Source organism: Bacillus sp. FSL K6-4563, assembly GCF_038630405.1.
GTDB classification, from domain to species: Bacteria; Bacillota; Bacilli; order Bacillales; family Bacillaceae; genus Bacillus; species Bacillus pumilus.
Genome location: NZ_CP152030.1, coordinates 2,631,727 through 2,650,032 on the forward strand (window position 1 = coordinate 2,631,727; position 18,306 = coordinate 2,650,032).

Sequence of the window (18,306 nt, forward strand, 5' to 3'; positions counted from 1 at the left end):
TTTCATGTCTTTTCATTCACGGTCATGATTATGGTATGATGTCACAAGTATGAATGTACGAAAAGGAGAACACGATGACATTACAACAATTTGATCAATATCCATTAAGCGATGATTTAAAACAAGCGCTAAAAGCACTTCACTTCCATACACCTACACCTGTTCAGCACGAGACATTATCCGTTGCTTTTTCAAGGCAGGATCTGATCGTCAAATCTCAGACTGGCAGTGGCAAGACCGCAGCCTATGGTCTGCCGATTTGTGAAATGGTCGATTGGGCTGAAAATAAACCTCAAGCCCTCATCCTCGTTCCAACGCGAGAACTCGCCATGCAGGTAAAACAGGACCTTACAAGCCTTGGACGATTGAAACGAATTAAAGCCGCAGCCATTTATGGAAAAGCCCCTTTTCAAGCCCAAAAAGTAGAGCTTGCACAAAAAAACCACATTGTGTGCGGAACACCAGGACGAGTCTTGGATCACCTTGAGAAAGGTACTCTTTCCTTAGAAAACCTTAAATTTTTCGTGTTAGATGAAGCGGATGAAATGCTGAACATGGGATTTATTGAGCAAGTTTCTTCTATTATTGAGTATCTGCCGCCAAAGCGCATGTCAATGCTCTTTTCAGCGACCATGTCTGATGAGATGAAGAAATTAAGTGAACAGTTTTTACAATCACCAAAAGTAATTGAAATTGCACGCGCGGAAACGTCTGTACCACAAATCACCCACACCGTGATTGAAACGGAAGAAGAAGCGAAATTCTCTCTTCTTCAGCGTACGATCGTCATTGAAAATCCAGATAGCTGCATTATTTTCTGTAATACACAGGATCGAGTCAATGAACTCACGATGAAGCTGGATGATTGGGATGTGCCTTGTGACAAAATTCATGGAGGCATGAGACAGGAAGACCGTTTCGCTGTTATGGATGAATTCAAAAACGGGGAATTCCGTTATTTGATCGCAACCGATATAGCAGCCCGGGGCATTGATGTCAGTGACATGACACATGTGATTCATTATGACCTCCCCTATGAAAAAGAGCGCTATATTCACCGAACAGGAAGAACAGGCAGAGCGGGAAAAAGCGGAAAAACCATTGCGTTTATGACGAAAAATGCAAAACCTCTAATTGATGAATTAAAGCAGGAAGCAGGTATTGATTTCAAAACGCAGCCTTATCCAACAAAGGAAGATGCAGAGCAGCATGTAGAAGGCTTTGAAGAAAAGATTGAAACGCCAGTTCAAAAGGAAAATAAACAGGCGGGCGTTGAGAAAGATATTATGAAGCTTTATTTTAACGGCGGGAAGAAAAAAAAGCTGCGGGCCGTTGATTTCGTTGGGACCATTGCCAAAATAGAAGGCGTTGCCTTCGATGACATTGGGATTATTACCATTCAAGATACGAAAACATATGTCGATATTTTAAACGGCAAAGGCCCTCTTGTGCTGAACGCTATGCGCCACACAACCATTAAAGGCAAGCAGTTAAAAGTTCATGAAGCACGTTCATAAAAAAGTAAAGGCGAATCGCCTTTACTTTTTTATTTAAAATAAAATAAGCTTACAAACCCTGATACCATCAGCCTTTCCTGCAATCAACATGACAAATGTCATATCGAATACATGATGGGTGCTACTATGAGCATGACACCTTTCCTTCTATACTTTGAAGTAGAAAGAAACGGAAAGGACTTGAACGTTCATGACGACTTCAACAAACACACAGCAGCAAGCCACTTTAAGAAAACAAGTTGGCCAATTCTCTGGTGCTAATTCGAAAAAAAGTATCATTCAACTCTTTAATACATTCATTCCATTTTTGGGGCTTTGGTTTCTTGCCTATTATAGCCTGAACATCTCCTACCTTTTAACCCTCTTCTTTGCGGTTATTGCAGCTGGTTTTTTAGTACGTGTCTTTATTATTTTTCACGACTGCTGCCACCAATCCTTTTTTAAACAGAAGCCGCTGAATCACCTGTTTGGTTTCATAACGGGTGTACTCACCCTTTTCCCTTATCTTCAATGGCAAAGAGATCATTCAATTCACCATGCCACAAGCAGTAATTTAGACAAACGAGGTACTGGTGACATTTGGCTCCTGACAGTCAAAGAATATCAAGAAGCATCTGCATGGACGAAATTTCGCTACAGATTTTATCGCAATCCTTTTGTCATGTTTATTTTAGGACCGATCTTTGTTTTTCTCTTAAAAAACCGTTTCAACGTCAAAAATGCTCGTAAAAAAGAGCGCTGGAACACGTATTTCACAAACATATCAATTGTTTTATTGGCAGGAGCTACCTATCTTCTTTTTGGCTGGGAAGGTTTGTTACTTGTCCAAGGTCCAATCTTTCTGATTTCTGGATCAATCGGTGTATGGCTGTTTTATGTGCAGCATACGTTTGAGGATTCTTACTTTGAAGCAGATGAGAATTGGAATTATGTGCAAGCAGCTGTAGAAGGCAGTTCTTTTTACAAATTGCCAAAGCTTCTTCAGTGGTTAACAGGTAATATCGGTTATCACCATGTCCATCATTTAAGTCCGAGGGTACCAAATTATCACTTGGAGCATGCACATGAGCATAGTGAGCCGCTTCAAAATGTTCCAACCATCACTTTAAAAACAAGTATCGAGTCAATGAAATTTAGACTTTGGGATGAAGAAACGAAAGCATTCGTTACCTTTAAAGAAGCACGGCAATCTAAGAAGATGCCCGCACCTGTCATTAAAGGAGACATTCTAAAGAAAAATGCATAATTGGTGCAAGCTCTTTCTTACACTAGAAGGAGCTTGTTGTCATTTACAGGATGCAACCATAAGTTGAATTTGATAAAGTAAGGAAAAAGAACGAAAACGGAAAAGGTGGCACACGGATGAAAAAACAGTTAAAAATTCAAAAATTACATGGGATTTCTCCCTATATATGGGCCATTTTTTTCATCCTTCCCTTTTATTTTATCATTAAGGCTCCTTCGACTTTAGGCATTGTAATCGGCATTATTTTGAACGTTGTCTTTTTCGCTGTCTATCGTTTTGCCTTTATCGCAAAAGGCTGGTCTTTATATGTATTAGGCCTTCTCTTGATTGCGATTTCTACTGGCTATGTCATGCTCTACAGCTACATTTATTTCGCTTTTTGCATCGCCTATTTCAATGGGCATATTAAAAGAAAAGTACCTTTCTATATCTTATACTATATTCATGTCGGGAGCGCCGCCATTGCTGTAAACTTCAGTCTGATCTTAAAAAAGGGCTGGTTTCTCACGCAAATCCCCTTGGTTCTCATTACACTCATTAGTGCCATTCTCCTCCCTCTCAGCATTCGAAGCAGGAAGGAACGTGAACGGCTCGAAGAGAAATTAGAAGATGCCAATGAACGGATCGCTGACCTTGTAAAAATTGAAGAAAGGCAGCGCATTGCACGTGATCTGCATGATACCCTTGGACAAAAGCTTTCCCTCATCGGTTTAAAGAGTGATCTTGCCCGAAAACTGGTTTATAAAGACCCAGAGCAGGCACGCGCCGAACTGAAAAGCATCCAGCAAACAGCCAGAACGTCTCTCAATGAAGTGCGGAAAATTGTTTCCTCCATGAAAGGTATTCGGATCAAGGATGAAATGTCGAACATCGAGCAAATTCTCGAAGCAGCGGGGATTGAATTGATTTATGATGAAAAGGAAGCGCCAAAACACATCTCTCTTCTTAACGAAAACATTGTAAGCATGTGCATCAAAGAGGCCGTGACAAATGTCGTCAAACATAGTGATGCGACCGTTTGCAAAGTCACCATTCATCAAAAATCAAAGGAAGCTATCATCACCGTTGAGGATGACGGGACATTTAAAGGCGATGATCCACTCTCTCCAATGAAGGGGCATGGCCTTTTAGGAATTAGAGAAAGATTGGAATTTGCAAATGGGCGCCTGCGTATTGAGACAAAGGACGGAACAAAGCTGATCATGAGCATTCCAAATGATTCAGCAGCAAAAGACAAGGAGGGGATGAAATGATCAACATCTTTATCGCAGAAGATCAGCAAATGCTGCTCGGTGCGCTCGGTTCACTTCTTGATTTAGAAGACGATATGACGGTTGTTGGAAAAGGTACGAACGGTCAGGACGCCATCGATTTTGCCAAAAAACACCCTGTTGATATTTGCTTAATGGATATTGAAATGCCAGGAAAAACGGGACTTGATGCAGCGGAAGAGCTCAAAGGAACAGATGTAAAAATCATTATTTTAACGACCTTTGCCCGCTCTGGTTATTTCCAAAGGGCGCTCAAAGCTGGCGTCAGCGGCTATATGCTGAAAGATAGTCCAAGTGAAGATCTGGCAAGTGCCATTCGCAGTGTGATGAAAGGGAAAAAGGTGTACGCCCCTGAATTAATGGAAGACTTATATAGTGACGAAAACCCTTTAACAGATCGAGAGAAATCAGTCCTTGAACTCGTCGCCGACGGCAAAAACACAAAAGAAATTGCGAAGGAGCTCAGCATTAAAAGCGGCACGGTCCGAAACTACATTTCCATTATTTTAGATAAGCTAGAAGTGAAAAACCGCATTGAAGCCATTACACGCTCAAAAGAAAAAGGCTGGTTTAAATAAGAAAAAAGATCAGGACACATGCTGCCTTGATCTTTTTTTTCTACCAAAAATCTCCTCTCCTATTTTTTATCACCAACTATCAAAATGTAATTGACAACAGACCGCACTTCTATGATATGATATCCAAGTGATAATAATTATCATTATCACTCATGCAATCAAATACCCGGCTAATGTGCCGATTTCAAAGGAGTCTACATTCATGAAGAAAATATTGTTCCCTCTGATGCTCATCTTTGTACTTGCATTGAGCGCATGTGGCAATAGCAGCAGCTCTTCCTCAAATAAAGGAAATCAATCAACATCATCAGACAAAATTACATATGAATCTGAAAATGGCCCTGTGAAGCTGCCAGCGCATCCAAAACGTGTCGTTGTACTTGGTTCCTACACAGGTAATGTCATGTCACTTGGTGTGAACCTGGTCGGCATCGACTCTTGGTCAAAAAAGAACCCACGCTTCCAAAAGGAATTAAAAAATGTGGAAGAAGTGTCGGATGAGAATGTGGAAAAAATCATGAAGCTAAAGCCTGATGTCATCATTGGCTTAAGCAATACAAAAAATGTAGAAAAACTAAAAAAAATCGCACCAACCGTCTTGTTTACGTATAACAAAGTCGATTACCTTCAGCAGCATATTGAAATTGGAAAAGTATTAAACAAAGAAAAAGAAGCCAAATCATGGGTAAAAGATTTTAAAGAACGCGCAGCTAAAGCTGGAAAAGAAATCAAAGCAAAAATCGGTAAGGATGCGACGGTTTCTGTATTTGAAAGCGGCACAAAAGATCTTTACGTGTTTGGAGATGCATGGGGCCGCGGCACAGAAATTCTCTACCAAGAAATGAAACTAAAAATGCCTGAAAAAGTGAAAGAAAAAGCATTAAAAGCTGGCTACTATGCAGTTTCGCAAGAGGTCATCCCTGAATTTGCTGGAGACTATATGATCATTAGTAAAAACAGCGAAATGGACAATTCCTATCAAAACAGTGAAATTTACAAGTCCATACCAGCTGTGAAAAAACATCGTGTGTATGTGGCAAATGCAGAAGAATTCTATTTTAATGATCCGCTCACACTCGAGTATCAACTATCATTCTTTAAAAAGCACTTTTTAGGTAAATAAACAGAAGCAAGGGACTCCTTCCCTTGCTTTTTTCTTATCTGCTTCTAGCGGCAACATCTTTTTTCCGCTACAATGACATACAAGCGAATACAAAAAGTGTGGTGCTGGTTTTGTTTAAAATTCTACTCATTGAGGACGATACAACCCTCTTCCAAGAAATCAAAGAACGTCTAGTCAACTGGTCCTATGATGTTTATGGGATTCACGATTTTCAACAGGTGATGCAGGAATTCACTTCTGTTCAGCCTGATCTCGTCATTATTGATATACAGCTGCCAAAATACGATGGCTTTCATTGGTGCCGGATGATTCGGCATCATTCAAATGTACCAATCATCTTCCTCTCCTCTCGTGACCATCCTGCCGATATGGTCATGTCAATGCAGCTCGGTGCCGATGATTTTGTACAAAAGCCCTTTCACTTTGACGTGCTCATTGCCAAAGTCAGTGCTGTTCTTCGCCGCGTGCATGATTATAATGCAGAACCTGCCACCCTAAAGGTATGGTGTGGCGCTACGATTGATCTAGAAAAAAACACCGTCACAAATGACCACGGTGAAGTGGAATTAACGAAAAATGAACTGTTTATTCTTAAGGAATTGATTCAGCATAAAAATCATATTGTCAGCCGGGAATCACTCATTCAAGCATTGTGGGAGGATGAACGGTTTGTCAGTGACAACACACTGACCGTAAACGTCAATCGCCTTAGAAAAAAACTAGATGAGATCTCCCTTGGCACCTACATTGAAACAAAAGTGGGCCAAGGCTATCTTGCAAAAGAAAAGGATGATCAATGATGCTGCAAGCATTTTTAAAAGAACGAAGAAGCTGGATCCTGTTCTTTCTTGGTTTGCAGCTCCTCATTCTGTTTGTTGCTTATTTGGATACGACCATTCCAATGGCGTCGCTTTTTTATATTGTGTTATTATCTACTTTTTTCATGATCGTCTTTCTCTTTTTCCGATACCGTAAAGAAACGGCGTATTATGAGCGTCTGAAAGAATGGGACGATCATATTGATCATCAAATGCGGCTCACTCCATCTTCCCCATTTGAACAGCTTGTACATGATGCGACGTCTGAGCAAATTGCCCGCTACAGGCTAATGGCAGCAGAGCAGCAAATCGCCCTTGAAGAAGAGAAGGATGAATTGCTCTCATGGATACATGAAGTGAAAACACCTCTCACAGCGATGCACTTAATGATTGACCGTTTAACAGAACAGCCGCTGAAATCCAATATGACGTACGAATGGCTCAGAATTCATTTATTACTCGATGCCCAGTTGCATCAAAGCAGAATACGTCATATCGAAAATGATTTATTTATTGAACAGCTGGACCTGCAAAGCATCATAGCGAAGGAAATCAAAGCGCTCCAATCATGGTGCATGCAAAAAGGAATCGGCTTTGAACTCACGCTAGAAGAACGTCACGTATTAAGTGATACAAAATGGTTATCCTTTATGATCAGGCAGGTACTCACAAATGCAGTCAAGTACAGTCATTCGTCCGATATTGCCATTGAAAGCAAGAAAATGGATGACCAAGTGATGCTGACGATTACAGATCAAGGCAGAGGAATTGACCCAAGAGACATTCCACGTATTTTTGAAAAAGGCTTTACCTCAACTAGACATCACAATGACACAGCCTCAACAGGAATGGGACTCTATTTAACAAAAAAAGGAGCAGACGCTCTTCATATCAAGATCGAGGTCAACTCCACAATAGATCAAGAAGGCACAACCTTCACCTTCATCTTTCCGAAAAAGAATGATTTTGTGCATATTGCGAGCATGTGACAACAATGTCACATGCTCGTCTGTTTTGTTCGCCAAATCGAAGGAAGTGCGGCGGGCTTCTTTTTATACTAGAGGTATCAATTAAATAGAAAAGGGGATCGACAAATGAACATTTTAGAAGCTCGCAAAATATATAAAAGCTACGGAAATAAATTCAACAAACAAGAGGTGCTGAGTGGCATTGACTTGACCATTGAAGCCGGAGAATTCGTCAGCATCATGGGGCCATCAGGCTCGGGGAAAACAACCCTTCTGAACGTATTGTCCTCTATTGATCATGTATCCAGCGGATCCATTCGTATCGCAGATGCTGAGATGACGCAAATGAAGGATCAGCAGCTCGCAGAATTCAGAAAAAAGCAGCTTGGCTTTGTTTTTCAGGATTATAACTTACTTGATACACTCACGGTCAAAGAGAACATCCTCTTGCCATTATCTATCTCCAAAACGCCGAAGAAAGAAGCTTTCGAACGTTTTCAACAGCTTGCGGAGGACATGGGTATCTATGAACTAAGAGACAAATACCCGAATGAACTCTCTGGTGGACAAAAGCAGCGGACATCAGCAGTTCGTGCCTTCATTCATGAGCCGAGTCTGATTTTTGCGGATGAACCTACTGGAGCGCTTGATTCCAAATCTGCATCTGATTTACTCAATAAGCTGCAAGATTTCAATCAAAAACGAAAAGCAACCATTGTCATGGTGACACATGATCCTGTCGCAGCCAGCTATTCAAGACGCGTCATTTTTATCAAGGACGGACAAATCTATACTCAGCTAAATAAAGGTGCTTTAGAGAGAAAAATGTTTTTCGAGGATATTATGAAAACGCAAGGTGTTTTAGGCGGTGTGAAGCATGAACATTAATCAGCTCATCTTCCGTAACTTGAAGAAAAATTTAAAGAATTACTATTTATATGTGTTTGCTCTCGTGTTTAGTGTGGCGCTCTATTTTTCTTTTGTCACCTTGCAGTACTCACCAGCACTTGATGATGTAAAAGGGTCCATTAAGGGCGGTGCGTCGATCAAAGCCGCTTCGGTGCTACTCATTGCCATTGTTGGGATCTTCCTGTTATATGCGAACAGCATTTTTATTAAACGCCGAGGGAAAGAAATAGGTCTCCTGCAGCTCATTGGCATGACGAAACAAAAAATTTTCAAACTGCTCAATGCAGAAAATTTTATCCTATATGTGTTCTCAATGGCTGTTGGCATCATAGCTGGATTTATCGGTTCAAAGCTCATGTTGATGGTGTTATTTAAAGTAACCGGCGTGAACGCCATCGCCAACCTGCATTTTTCAGGCATGGCCCTTTTGCAGACACTCATCGTCTTTTTCATCATCTATGGATTAATTATGTTAAGAAATAGACGGTTTATTAGTAAACAGACAATTTTATCTTTGTTTAGAACCACGTCTTCTACAGAGCAGCGTGTGAAAAAAATCTCTGTGTTTGAAATCATCATTGGGGTTTTCGGTATTGTATTGATCAGCTCAGGCTATTATATTTCTTCTCAGCTTTTTAGCGGCTCATATACGTCCATGCTTGAGTTATTTTCAGCCATGATTTATATTCTAGCCTCTGTCATTATCGGTACCTTTCTTTTTTATAAAGGCTCTGTTTCTTTCATTGCCAATATTGTACGTAAAAGAAAAAATGGCTATCTCGCCATTCATGAAGTCCTGTCTTTGTCATCTATTATGTTCCGATTAAAATCAAATGCACTGCTTTTAACGATTATTACAACCGTATCTGCTCTTGCCATCGGGTTGTTATCTTTAAGCTACATTTCCTATTACTCAGCAGAAAAAACGGCTGAACAACAGATTCCATCACATTTTGTCATGGGCTCAGAGAAAGAAGCCAATACCTTCGCTCGTGCACTTTCTGACAAACATATTGCATATGAAAAAAAGCAGTTCAAGGTCATTCAAGCGGATTTTGACGCAAAGAAGATCATGGATTCGGAATTAGAAAGTTTGAAGAAGGATCCAGGAGTCTTGACACTGTCTGTGATCAGTGAGAAAAATGCACCTAATATTCATGTGGAGAACAACGAAGTCATTTTAAGCGGCTACAGTGATTTATTGAAGAAATTCATGCCGATTCAAAGCTCAGGTGATGTGAAACTTCTTATCAAGAAACCGCTTGATTTAAAAGTCATTGATATGAAGAAAGATTACATCATCTCTTACAAGTTCACTTTTGGCGGTCTGCCTGTTGCCGTCGTAAGTCAAAGTGTTTTTGAGCAACTTGACCAGCAGAAAGATTCTAAACTGCAGCTTGAGAATAACCAATATAACGCGGTCAATATAAAAGACGAGCAAAACCTTGAACAAGCCAATGATGTGTTTACATCTTTAAAACTAAGTGACAACAGCATGTCTCAATTAGCTTCAGCTCAGCAGCAAAAGCAAACAATGGGACTGATGATGTTTGTGGTTGGATTTTTAGGTTTAAGCTTCCTTGTCACATCAGGCTGTATTTTATACTTCAAACAGATGAATGAAAGTGAAGAAGAACAAAGCTCGTACACGATCTTACGTAAGCTTGGCTTTACAGAGAAAGATCTATTAAAAGGCATACGACTCAAACAGCTATTTAACTTTGGGATTCCGCTCATCATCGGATTGCTGCACAGCTACTTTGCCGTACAGTCAGGCTGGTTTTTATTCGGCGGTGAACTGTGGACACCAATGCTCATCGTCATGTCGATTTATACGGTGTTATATTCTATATTCGGATTCCTATCTGTCCAGTATTACAAAAAGGTCATTAAAGAATCCTTGTAATTTATTCCCCATAGGCCGCTGCCTATGGGGATATATTTGTTTATGATGGAGTTGATTCAAACTTATGCGATAGAATATGATCTCTTGCCGCATAAGCTTTCCGTTTGACCTCTTCTAGGTTCACACCGACAAGCTTTCCGTTTCGTTTCACTGCTTTTCCAGCCACATAGACAGAATCAACATTTGATGGGTGTGCCGTTTGGACAACCGCTCCAGCAGGATCTGTCATCGGTAGAAGATTCATGCTTGTCCGGTCGATCAGGATGAAATCAGCTTCTTTTCCAGGTGTGAGTGACCCAATTTTATGGTCAAGCTGTAACGCACGAGCCCCATTGATCGTTGCAGCTTCAAGCATTTGTTGAGCAGAAATTCCAAGTTCAGGTCCTGGCATAATGCCCTCCATCAGCAATGATTGATTTTGGAGCGCGCGCTCTGCCTGAAGTCCAAATTTCATTTGAGCAAACAAATCTCCGCCTGTCGCTGTGACCACGTCTACACCGAGCGTTGGAAGAACACCTTGTTCGATCGCAAGTCCTGTGACAGGATAACCGTGACCCATCATCATCTCAATTTCAGGTGTAATGGATATGGAGCTGCCGCTATCTGCCAGCATCTTCATTTGATCCGCATCAATTGCATTGATATGCACCATGTTGAGGTCAGGTCCAAGTAACCCTGCTTTGTGAAGCCGCTCAATCGAACGATCCTCCGCTCCCCAGTTCCCAAAGCCAATGTGCATACTGCATAGAGCATCTAGCGACCGGGCTGTTTCAATTTCAAATACTGACGTTTCCCATGAAGAAAACTCTGGTCCACGAATCGCAAGCCCCATTGTCAAAAGCTGATCTGATGATTGAAAATGTGCTTTTTTCACGCGTGCTGCGTCCTCCATATTGGTGAGCGTGCTCCCCCTATCCCAATACTCAGCATCTCCAGAGGAACCGAAAGCAAAAACAGCTCGAATGCCCGCATCCTTTAATCCTCCGATGAGTTCTTCTGTATGATCCATTGAATTGATCATCGTCCAGTCTAGAAATGTGGTCACTCCGGCATCTAATGCCTCTAATGCCCCTAAATAATTTGCGATTCGATCATCGGATGGGCGTCTCATCGCACCATAGTTTCCATAATAGATTTTGCTCAAATATGTCTGTAAAGACCAATCTGTGCCTATGCCTCTGATGACAGACTGCCACACATGACGATGTGTATCCACAAGCCCTGGCATGATCACCATGTCGGACGCATCGACGATGTCAGCATCATTTGCTTCAATTGAAGGTCCGACTTCTAAAATGTGTGTCCCTTCAATTAATAAATCTCCTTTTTCTAAAAAACCTAAAGTTGGATCAAGAGTTAAAAGCGCTGCATCTTTAAACAATGTTTTCTTCATCCATATCCCCCTTTTCAAATGACGAGGAAGAGTTCTCCCACCCTCACTGTTATTTTAAAACATAAAAGGATCGAATTAGAAGAAAAGTGACTTCGCTAACTGTTTTATGAGCTGATTTTTCTGAAATAGTTGTAAATACGTTTTAATTTGACGTCATGTTTTCCTTTTGGGCTTTCCATCATACCGAACTCAAAGAACTTCACAGGTTTGATTCCGACATAGTGTAAAAGGGCTCGTTTCATTAAGATCTTGTGTGCATTTTGCAAAAAGAACAAAGGGTAGTTGGTTGGCCCTTGCATCGTCGATACACAAACAGCACTTTTTCCTTTTAACAGTCCTTCAGGAAACAGCCCGCCTGTTTGACGATAAGCAAAATTCGCAGCAAACATGCGGTCAATAAAGCCAAGCAGCATGGCTGGAGGTCTTCCCCACCAAATAGGATATACGAACACGATTTTGTCCGCCCATTTGATCTTCTCCTGATACACCTGAATGTCAGGGTCCTTATGCATGTCACGCCTTTTTTTCTCTTTATTAAAAATCAGCACGGGATCAAATTCTTCTTTGTATAAATCGATGATTTTCACTTCATGAACTAGTGGATTTTCTTCAGTGCCTTTCATAATTTCTTTTAAAAAAGCACCATTTAAACTATTGTGATGGGGGTGGGTATAAATAATGAGTACATTCATGTGTTAGCTCCTTTTATTATCATTTGATAACTAAAGGATATACCTCCGTTATATAGTTGTCAAATGATAATTGTTTTTTGATAATAATTTTGGTATGTTACGTAGGAGGTGATAAACATGAAGCATCCCCATTTCTTCAAGGAATTCGTAGCATTTGCTTCTACTTTTTCAGAACTAAAACATGACCTGATGAACAAAGTCAAACCAGCTAACTTAACGACCTTACAATACTTAATACTAGAGCAACTAGCTGTCAGCGAGCCTCTTACGCCTAGTGAAATTGCCGACTGTCAGCACATGTCTCTTCCGAATGTCAGTAGAGAACTGAAAAAACTACACGAGAAACAATTCATAGATAAAAAGGAAGACAAAGATGATAAGCGAAAGCATGTGATCATGCTGTCTGACAAAGGTCGTACCTATATGAACGAAGCCTTTCAGCATATCGAAGGGATGCTATTAGACAGCCTAACTTCCTCGGATATAGAACAAATGGATGATATCGTACAAGCTTTCCGCCTATTAAATCAAACGATTTTCAAAAAATGACCTGATGAAAAAAGCATGAGCGCTACGCTCATGCAAAGGTTGCTAAACTTCAAAATACAAAAAAGCGCGGGCTCTCATCTACCCAAACGCTTCTCTCTTTTTTCTCTATGTACTTTTATACAATCAATTGATACGCAATATATAACGCGACAAGCCAGATCATGACCGCTGAAGCTTTATTGATACGGTTCATCCACTTACCGTTTGTATCTAACTTCCCTAGCATTTTTCCTAAAAGAGCGAGCCCAATAAACCATAACCAGGACACGATGATACAAGCGATTGTAAACGCCCATTTTTCTGACCCGTTATATTGAAGCGAATTTGTTCCAATCACACCAATGGTATCGAGAATGGCGTGGGGATTTAAAAGTGAAACTGAACAGGCAAAGAGAATTTGCTTTCTCGCAGGCATGAATTCCTGCTTCTCTTTAGCATCTGTTGATGAGCTTGTGTTCCACACGGACCATCCCATATAAACTAAAAAACAAAACCCAATGAGATAAAGACACATTTGCAGCACAGGAATGGTGAACACCACAACAGAAACCCCAATGACAGCTAACGCAATTAAAAGTGTGTCACAAAGAGCAGCAGTGATAACGACAGGTAAAGCCTGATATAATCGCGGCTGAAGCGCTCCTTGCTGAAACACAAATACATTTTGTGCGCCCAATGGTAAAATGAGGCCAAAAGCAAGCACAATTCCATGAATGATGGCAATGAACATCTTCTAACATTCTCCTTTTCCAGCAATTCCTTCACATTTTAACATAAAACATCATGATCGCTTCCAGCATATTTGATTTTCCATAAAAAAAGCGCTGGATGCTTTCATCCAAACGCTTTTCGTTTATTCATCAAGATCCTTTTCGTGCAAGTTCTCTTTCTCTCAGCTCGACACGGCGAATTTTCGCTGACGGTGTTTTTGGCAGCTCGTCGATAAATTCGATTTCTCTTGGGTATTTGTAAGGTGCTGTTGTGTTTTTCACATGCGTTTGCAGCTCTTTGATTAGCTCGTCACTTTGTGCAGTTCCATCACGCAGGACGACATATGCTTTGACGATAGATCCTCTGATTTCATCAGGGCTAGCCACAACCGCACATTCTTTGACTGCTGCGTGTTTGATCAGTGCATCTTCTACTTCAAACGGTCCAATGGTATAGCCTGAGCTGACGATGATATCATCTCTACGGCTTTCAAACCAAAAGTACCCATCTTCGTCTTTTTTCGCACGGTCACCGGTAATAAAGTAATTCCCGCGGCGCTGCGCCTTTGTACGCTCTTCATCTTTGTAGTATTCCTTAAATAGCGCTGGCGTTTCGAGATGAACCGCAATGTCACCAACTTCTCCAGGAGCGCATACGTTGCCGTCTTCATCAATGATCTCGACTTCGTTGCCAGGGGTTGGTTTTCCCATACTACCCGGCTTGATGTCCATTCCTTTTAGCACCCCTACGAGCAGCGTGCTTTCTGTTTGGCCATAGCCATCTCGCACTTCTATATCGAAATGCTTTTTGAATGTATCAATGACTTCACGGTTCAGCGGCTCTCCCGCAGAAACGGCACTATGCAATTTTGGAAGCTCGTACTGACTTAAGTCATCTACTTTCGCCATAAATCGGTATTCTGTCGGCGTACAGCATAGGACATTGATTTCATTTTTTTGAAGCAGCTCTAAGTATGTATTTGGATTGAATTTCCCTCCGTATACAAAGCCTTCTGCTCCACTTCCTAACACAGATAAGAGTGGGCTCCACACCCATTTTTGCCAGCCTGGTCCTGCTGTCGCCCACACTTTATCTCCTTCATTAATGGAGAGCCATGCTTTGGCAGCGGTGCGTAAATGTGCATATGCCCAGCCATGTGTATGAACAACCCCTTTTGGGTTGCCTGTTGTACCAGATGTATAGGATAAGAACGCCATGTCTGTGCGTGTTGTTGGAGCCATTGGAAGCTCGCTTGATTGGTGATCCTTTTCCGCAAGAATATTTGTCCAGCCATGATCGTTTTCACCGATTGAGAATGTTTTAAAATCGTTTGGCTGATTGGTTCCATCGAACGATTGAATGAATGAAGAGTAAACGATCGCTCCCTTTGCTTCTGCATGTTCAATTCGGTAATCTAAATCTTTTGCACGCAGCATTTCTGAACAAGGAATGACGACCATTCCTGTTTTCAAGATCGCTAAATAAATGCTGTATGCCTCTAGCATGCGCGGCACCATCACAATGATTTTATCGCCTTTTTTAAAGCCTGCATTTAATAATACATGACCAATTTTATTTGCTTCTTCCACTAAAGATGCATACGTCACATGTGCTTCGTAGCCATTTCCATCCTGCCAGTGCAGGGCCTTTTTCTCCTTGTCATGACTGAATGCTTCAATCTCACTGACTAAGTTATATTGTTCTGGTGCAATTAAGTCTTCTCTTTTCATGGTACAGCTCCTTTTAGCCTCTTTCTATGAAACGAAACATGTTTCAATTTACCTATTCTAACATTCATAACTGAAAAATGCTTGAATTAGGACCTACTCCTAGTATTATGCCATAATTTTTTCATTCCGTCTTCTTTTTTGTAAATATTCAAACTATTTTTATGTACAAAAAGAAAAGAGCGGGAATGATCCCGCTCCTAAGCCATAGCTTTTTAATTGTGTGTCTTAGAAAGATCCGCCACCCATATGTTGTTGAGCGTAAGATACAAGACGTTTAGTGATTTCTCCACCAACTGATCCGTTAGCGCGAGCTGTTGTTTCTGGTCCAAGGTTTACACCAAATTCTGAAGCGATTTCATACTTCATTTGGTCGATCGCTTGTGCAGCGCCTGGAACGACTAATTGATTAGAACTGCTTTGTCTGTTTTGTTGAGCCATGTGTTCTCACCTCCTTGTGAATATAGAATGTGTAGAAACACATGACTTCATGCGATTGATTTTATGGTAATTATTATGAAATTTTTATTTTAGAATAAATCAGCGAATTCGTCAGCCGTTTTCTTCTCATTTGTGACGATAATCGTTTCGATTTGATCCACTGCCTCATCAAGCATTGGCTCGAAATCAGCAAAGCTTTCGTAGCGTTCTACTTTCTCAAGCTTTGGTTTTGTTTTAGGAGACGGCGGCGTAAAGATCGTACAGCAATCCTCGAAAGGTTGAATACTTGTATCGTATGTGCCAATTCGTCTCGCTTCATCAATAATGTCATTCTTATCAACCGCAATAAGCGGGCGAATGATTGGTGTATTGGTTACATGGTTAATGGCATACATGCTTTCAAGTGTCTGACTTGCGACTTGTCCAAGGCTTTCACCGGTAATAATCGCAAGAGCATCACGCTTCTCTCTTATTTTATCTGCGATTTTCAGCATCATTCTTCTTGTTGATGTCATCGTATAGTTTTCAGGTACTTGTTTGTGAATCAGCTCTTGAATTTTTGTGAAAGGTACGATGTGAAGCTTCACTTCGCCCCCATATGCAGCTAAGCATTCTGTAAGATCAATGACCTTTTGCTTGGCACGTTCACTTGTATATGGGGGACTAAAGAAATGGACGGCCTCAATTTGAATTCCGCGTTTCATCGCTTGGTAGCCGGCAACTGGGCTGTCAAAGCCGCCTGAAAGCATGAGCATCGCTCTTCCGCTTGAACCCACTGGCAGTCCGCCTGCACCCTTGACATCTTTAAATGTAATGTATGTCGCATGTTCTCTTATTTCAATGCGCAAATGTACATCCGGCTGTTTGACATTGACCGTTAAGTTTTCCGTATTCTTCAGCACATGTCCGCCAATTTCCCGGTTCATTTCATTTGAATCAAGTTCAAATTGCTTATAAGAGCGTTTCGTTGAGACCTTAAATGTATTTCCTTGTTCATATACTTCCTGTACCGCTGTGAGTGCCGCTTCTTTGATGGCATCGAGATTTGTCTCACATTTCACCGCCAGACTAAAGCTCTGAATGCCAAATACACCTTTAAGCTGTTCTGAAATCGGTTCAGGGTCTTCACCGTTCAGCATGATCGTGATGCGGTCTCTGTCAGATGCATACTTTAATGCTTCAAAGTCTTTTAATACAAACCGGATATGTTGCCTTAGTTTTTCAATAAATTTCTTTCTATTTTTTCCTTTTGTTGAAATTTCACCAAAACGGACTAAAATATGATCATATTTCATGCTGTTATCTCATTCCTTTTAATTTTTTCACACTTTGTGCGATCGATGTGATGATTTGCGGCGCTAGTTCGGGTCCTTGTCCATACGTCAAACTGATTCTCATACTGCTTTTTGCCACTTCTTCCGGCCTCCCCATCGCTAGGAGAACTTGGCTTGGCTCTTTTTTCTTGGCTGAACAGGCAGATGTTGTAGAAACATACATGCCTTCTTTTTCAAGCATATGAAGAAGGACCTCAATTTGAATACCTGGTACTGAAAAATTCACAATGTGCGGCGCACTTTGCGTCAGCGGTGTGTTGATGACAATACCTTCTATTTCTCCAAGCTGCTTTTGCAGCTGCGTTTTTAAGTTTAACATTTCATCATGATGTTTTTTTTGCAGCTCGAATGATTGTTTCATGGCTTTTGCTAAGCTGACAGCACCAGCAGGGTTTTCGGTACCTGAACGTAGGCCTAATTCCTGCTCTCCTCCTGTGATAAAAGGGGCAAGCACTACACCTTTCTTTAAAAAGAGCGCTCCTGTGCCTTTTAAGCCATGAATTTTATGGCCAGATATCGTCAAAAGATCCACATCCAGTTGTTTATTAAGTGCTACTCTGCACATTCCCTGCACCCCGTCGACATGAAATAGGGCATTTTCAGCATGCTCACGAATCATGCCAGCAGCTTCTTCAATTGGCTGGGTGGCACCCGTTTCGTTATTGACGTGCATCATGCTGACAAGCACTGTATCAGGGCGAAGCACTTCTTTTAAATGATTCATATCTGCATGGCCATGCTCATTTACTTGAATATAGGAGATGTCAAAACCAAATAAAGCCTTCAGCTGTTCAAACGATTCGATGACAGACGGGTGTTCAATTGCTGTTGTCACAATATGTTTCCCCCGATTCATTTTGGCGAGAGCTGCTCCTTTAATGGCGATGTTATTTGCTTCTGTTGCACCAGAAGTAAAAATAACCTCATATTGTTTCAAACCTGTATAGTGAAGGATTTGTTTTCTCGTTTCACTTAGCAAGCGGCTCGCATCAATTCCAAGCTGATGTAGCGAAGACGGATTCCCAAAAAAACGTTCACTCACTTGCTGATATACTTGTAAAACCTCAGGGTACGGTTTTGTTGTTGCACTATTATCGAGATAAATCATACTTGGACTCCTTAC

General features: G+C 41.1%; 17 protein-coding genes. 10 read left to right on the forward strand and 7 right to left on the reverse strand.

What is annotated here, in order from left to right:
- The first annotated feature begins 74 nt into the window (after positions 1–74).
- The 9 genes from MHH54_RS13310 (at position 75) to MHH54_RS13350 (ending at position 10,336) form a co-directional block, all read left to right on the forward strand.
- Positions 75–1,517 (forward strand): DEAD/DEAH box helicase, encoded by a 1,443-nt coding sequence (locus MHH54_RS13310; protein ID WP_106029034.1) that lies wholly within the window; start codon positions 75–77, stop codon positions 1,515–1,517.
- A 190-nt stretch (positions 1,518–1,707) separates the two neighbouring features.
- Complete coding sequence (locus MHH54_RS13315; RefSeq protein ID WP_106029033.1) at positions 1,708–2,763, forward strand: fatty acid desaturase; 1,056 nt, start codon at positions 1,708–1,710, stop codon at positions 2,761–2,763.
- A 116-nt stretch (positions 2,764–2,879) separates the two neighbouring features.
- Positions 2,880–4,016, forward strand: a complete 1,137-nt coding sequence (locus tag MHH54_RS13320) for a sensor histidine kinase (protein WP_003216252.1) — start codon at positions 2,880–2,882, stop codon at positions 4,014–4,016.
- A complete protein-coding gene (locus tag MHH54_RS13325) occupies positions 4,013–4,612 on the forward strand; it encodes a response regulator transcription factor (RefSeq protein ID WP_058015072.1) in 600 nt (199 codons plus the stop codon). The genes MHH54_RS13320 and MHH54_RS13325 overlap by 4 nt, the downstream gene beginning before the upstream one ends.
- Positions 4,613–4,814: 202 nt before the next feature.
- The gene (locus tag MHH54_RS13330; RefSeq protein WP_342500327.1) at positions 4,815–5,735 is read left to right on the forward strand and encodes an iron-hydroxamate ABC transporter substrate-binding protein; all 921 of its coding nucleotides are present in this window, start codon (positions 4,815–4,817) and stop codon (positions 5,733–5,735) included.
- 110 nt (positions 5,736–5,845) lie between these two features.
- On the forward strand, positions 5,846–6,535 hold the full coding sequence (locus MHH54_RS13335; RefSeq protein ID WP_342500918.1) for a response regulator transcription factor: 690 nt from the start codon (positions 5,846–5,848) through the stop codon (positions 6,533–6,535).
- Complete coding sequence (locus tag MHH54_RS13340) at positions 6,535–7,542, forward strand: sensor histidine kinase (protein WP_342500328.1); 1,008 nt, start codon at positions 6,535–6,537, stop codon at positions 7,540–7,542. The genes MHH54_RS13335 and MHH54_RS13340 overlap by 1 nt, the downstream gene beginning before the upstream one ends.
- A gap of 105 nt (positions 7,543–7,647) precedes the next feature.
- Positions 7,648–8,409, forward strand: coding sequence for an ABC transporter ATP-binding protein (locus MHH54_RS13345; RefSeq protein ID WP_044139317.1), 762 nt, complete (start codon positions 7,648–7,650; stop codon positions 8,407–8,409).
- Positions 8,399–10,336 carry an ABC transporter permease gene (locus tag MHH54_RS13350; RefSeq protein ID WP_342500329.1) on the forward strand — a complete coding sequence of 646 codons (1,938 nt, stop codon included), beginning with the start codon at positions 8,399–8,401 and terminating at the stop codon, positions 10,334–10,336. Before MHH54_RS13345 ends, MHH54_RS13350 begins: the two co-directional genes overlap by 11 nt.
- A gap of 40 nt (positions 10,337–10,376) precedes the next feature.
- Here the strand turns inward: MHH54_RS13350 and MHH54_RS13355 are convergent, their stop codons facing one another.
- A complete protein-coding gene (locus tag MHH54_RS13355) occupies positions 10,377–11,729 on the reverse strand; it encodes an amidohydrolase family protein (RefSeq protein ID WP_342500330.1) in 1,353 nt (450 codons plus the stop codon).
- A 104-nt stretch (positions 11,730–11,833) separates the two neighbouring features.
- On the reverse strand, positions 11,834–12,421 hold the full coding sequence (locus tag MHH54_RS13360; protein WP_106033054.1) for an NAD(P)H-dependent oxidoreductase: 588 nt from the start codon (positions 12,419–12,421) through the stop codon (positions 11,834–11,836).
- Between the two features lie 117 nt (positions 12,422–12,538).
- Between MHH54_RS13360 and MHH54_RS13365 the strand changes: the two genes are divergently transcribed.
- Positions 12,539–12,970, forward strand: coding sequence for a MarR family transcriptional regulator (locus MHH54_RS13365; protein WP_106033053.1), 432 nt, complete (start codon positions 12,539–12,541; stop codon positions 12,968–12,970).
- A gap of 115 nt (positions 12,971–13,085) precedes the next feature.
- On the opposite strand, the gene MHH54_RS13370 is transcribed toward MHH54_RS13365, so the two are convergent.
- The 5 genes from MHH54_RS13370 to MHH54_RS13390 all read right to left on the reverse strand — a co-directional run bounded on the left by MHH54_RS13370 (position 13,086) and on the right by MHH54_RS13390 (position 18,291).
- Positions 13,086–13,700, reverse strand: coding sequence for a LysE/ArgO family amino acid transporter (locus MHH54_RS13370; RefSeq protein WP_342500331.1), 615 nt, complete (start codon positions 13,698–13,700; stop codon positions 13,086–13,088).
- A gap of 130 nt (positions 13,701–13,830) precedes the next feature.
- The gene (locus MHH54_RS13375) at positions 13,831–15,411 is read right to left on the reverse strand and encodes an acyl--CoA ligase (RefSeq protein ID WP_342500332.1); all 1,581 of its coding nucleotides are present in this window, start codon (positions 15,409–15,411) and stop codon (positions 13,831–13,833) included.
- Between the two features lie 225 nt (positions 15,412–15,636).
- Positions 15,637–15,849 carry an alpha/beta-type small acid-soluble spore protein gene (locus tag MHH54_RS13380; protein ID WP_003216385.1) on the reverse strand — a complete coding sequence of 71 codons (213 nt, stop codon included), beginning with the start codon at positions 15,847–15,849 and terminating at the stop codon, positions 15,637–15,639.
- Positions 15,850–15,938: 89 nt separating this feature from the next.
- Positions 15,939–17,144, reverse strand: a complete 1,206-nt coding sequence (gene thiI / locus MHH54_RS13385; protein ID WP_106065757.1) for a tRNA uracil 4-sulfurtransferase ThiI — start codon at positions 17,142–17,144, stop codon at positions 15,939–15,941.
- Positions 17,145–17,148: 4 nt separating this feature from the next.
- On the reverse strand, positions 17,149–18,291 hold the full coding sequence (locus MHH54_RS13390; RefSeq protein WP_106033050.1) for a cysteine desulfurase family protein: 1,143 nt from the start codon (positions 18,289–18,291) through the stop codon (positions 17,149–17,151).
- Positions 18,292–18,306: the final 15 nt, after the last annotated feature.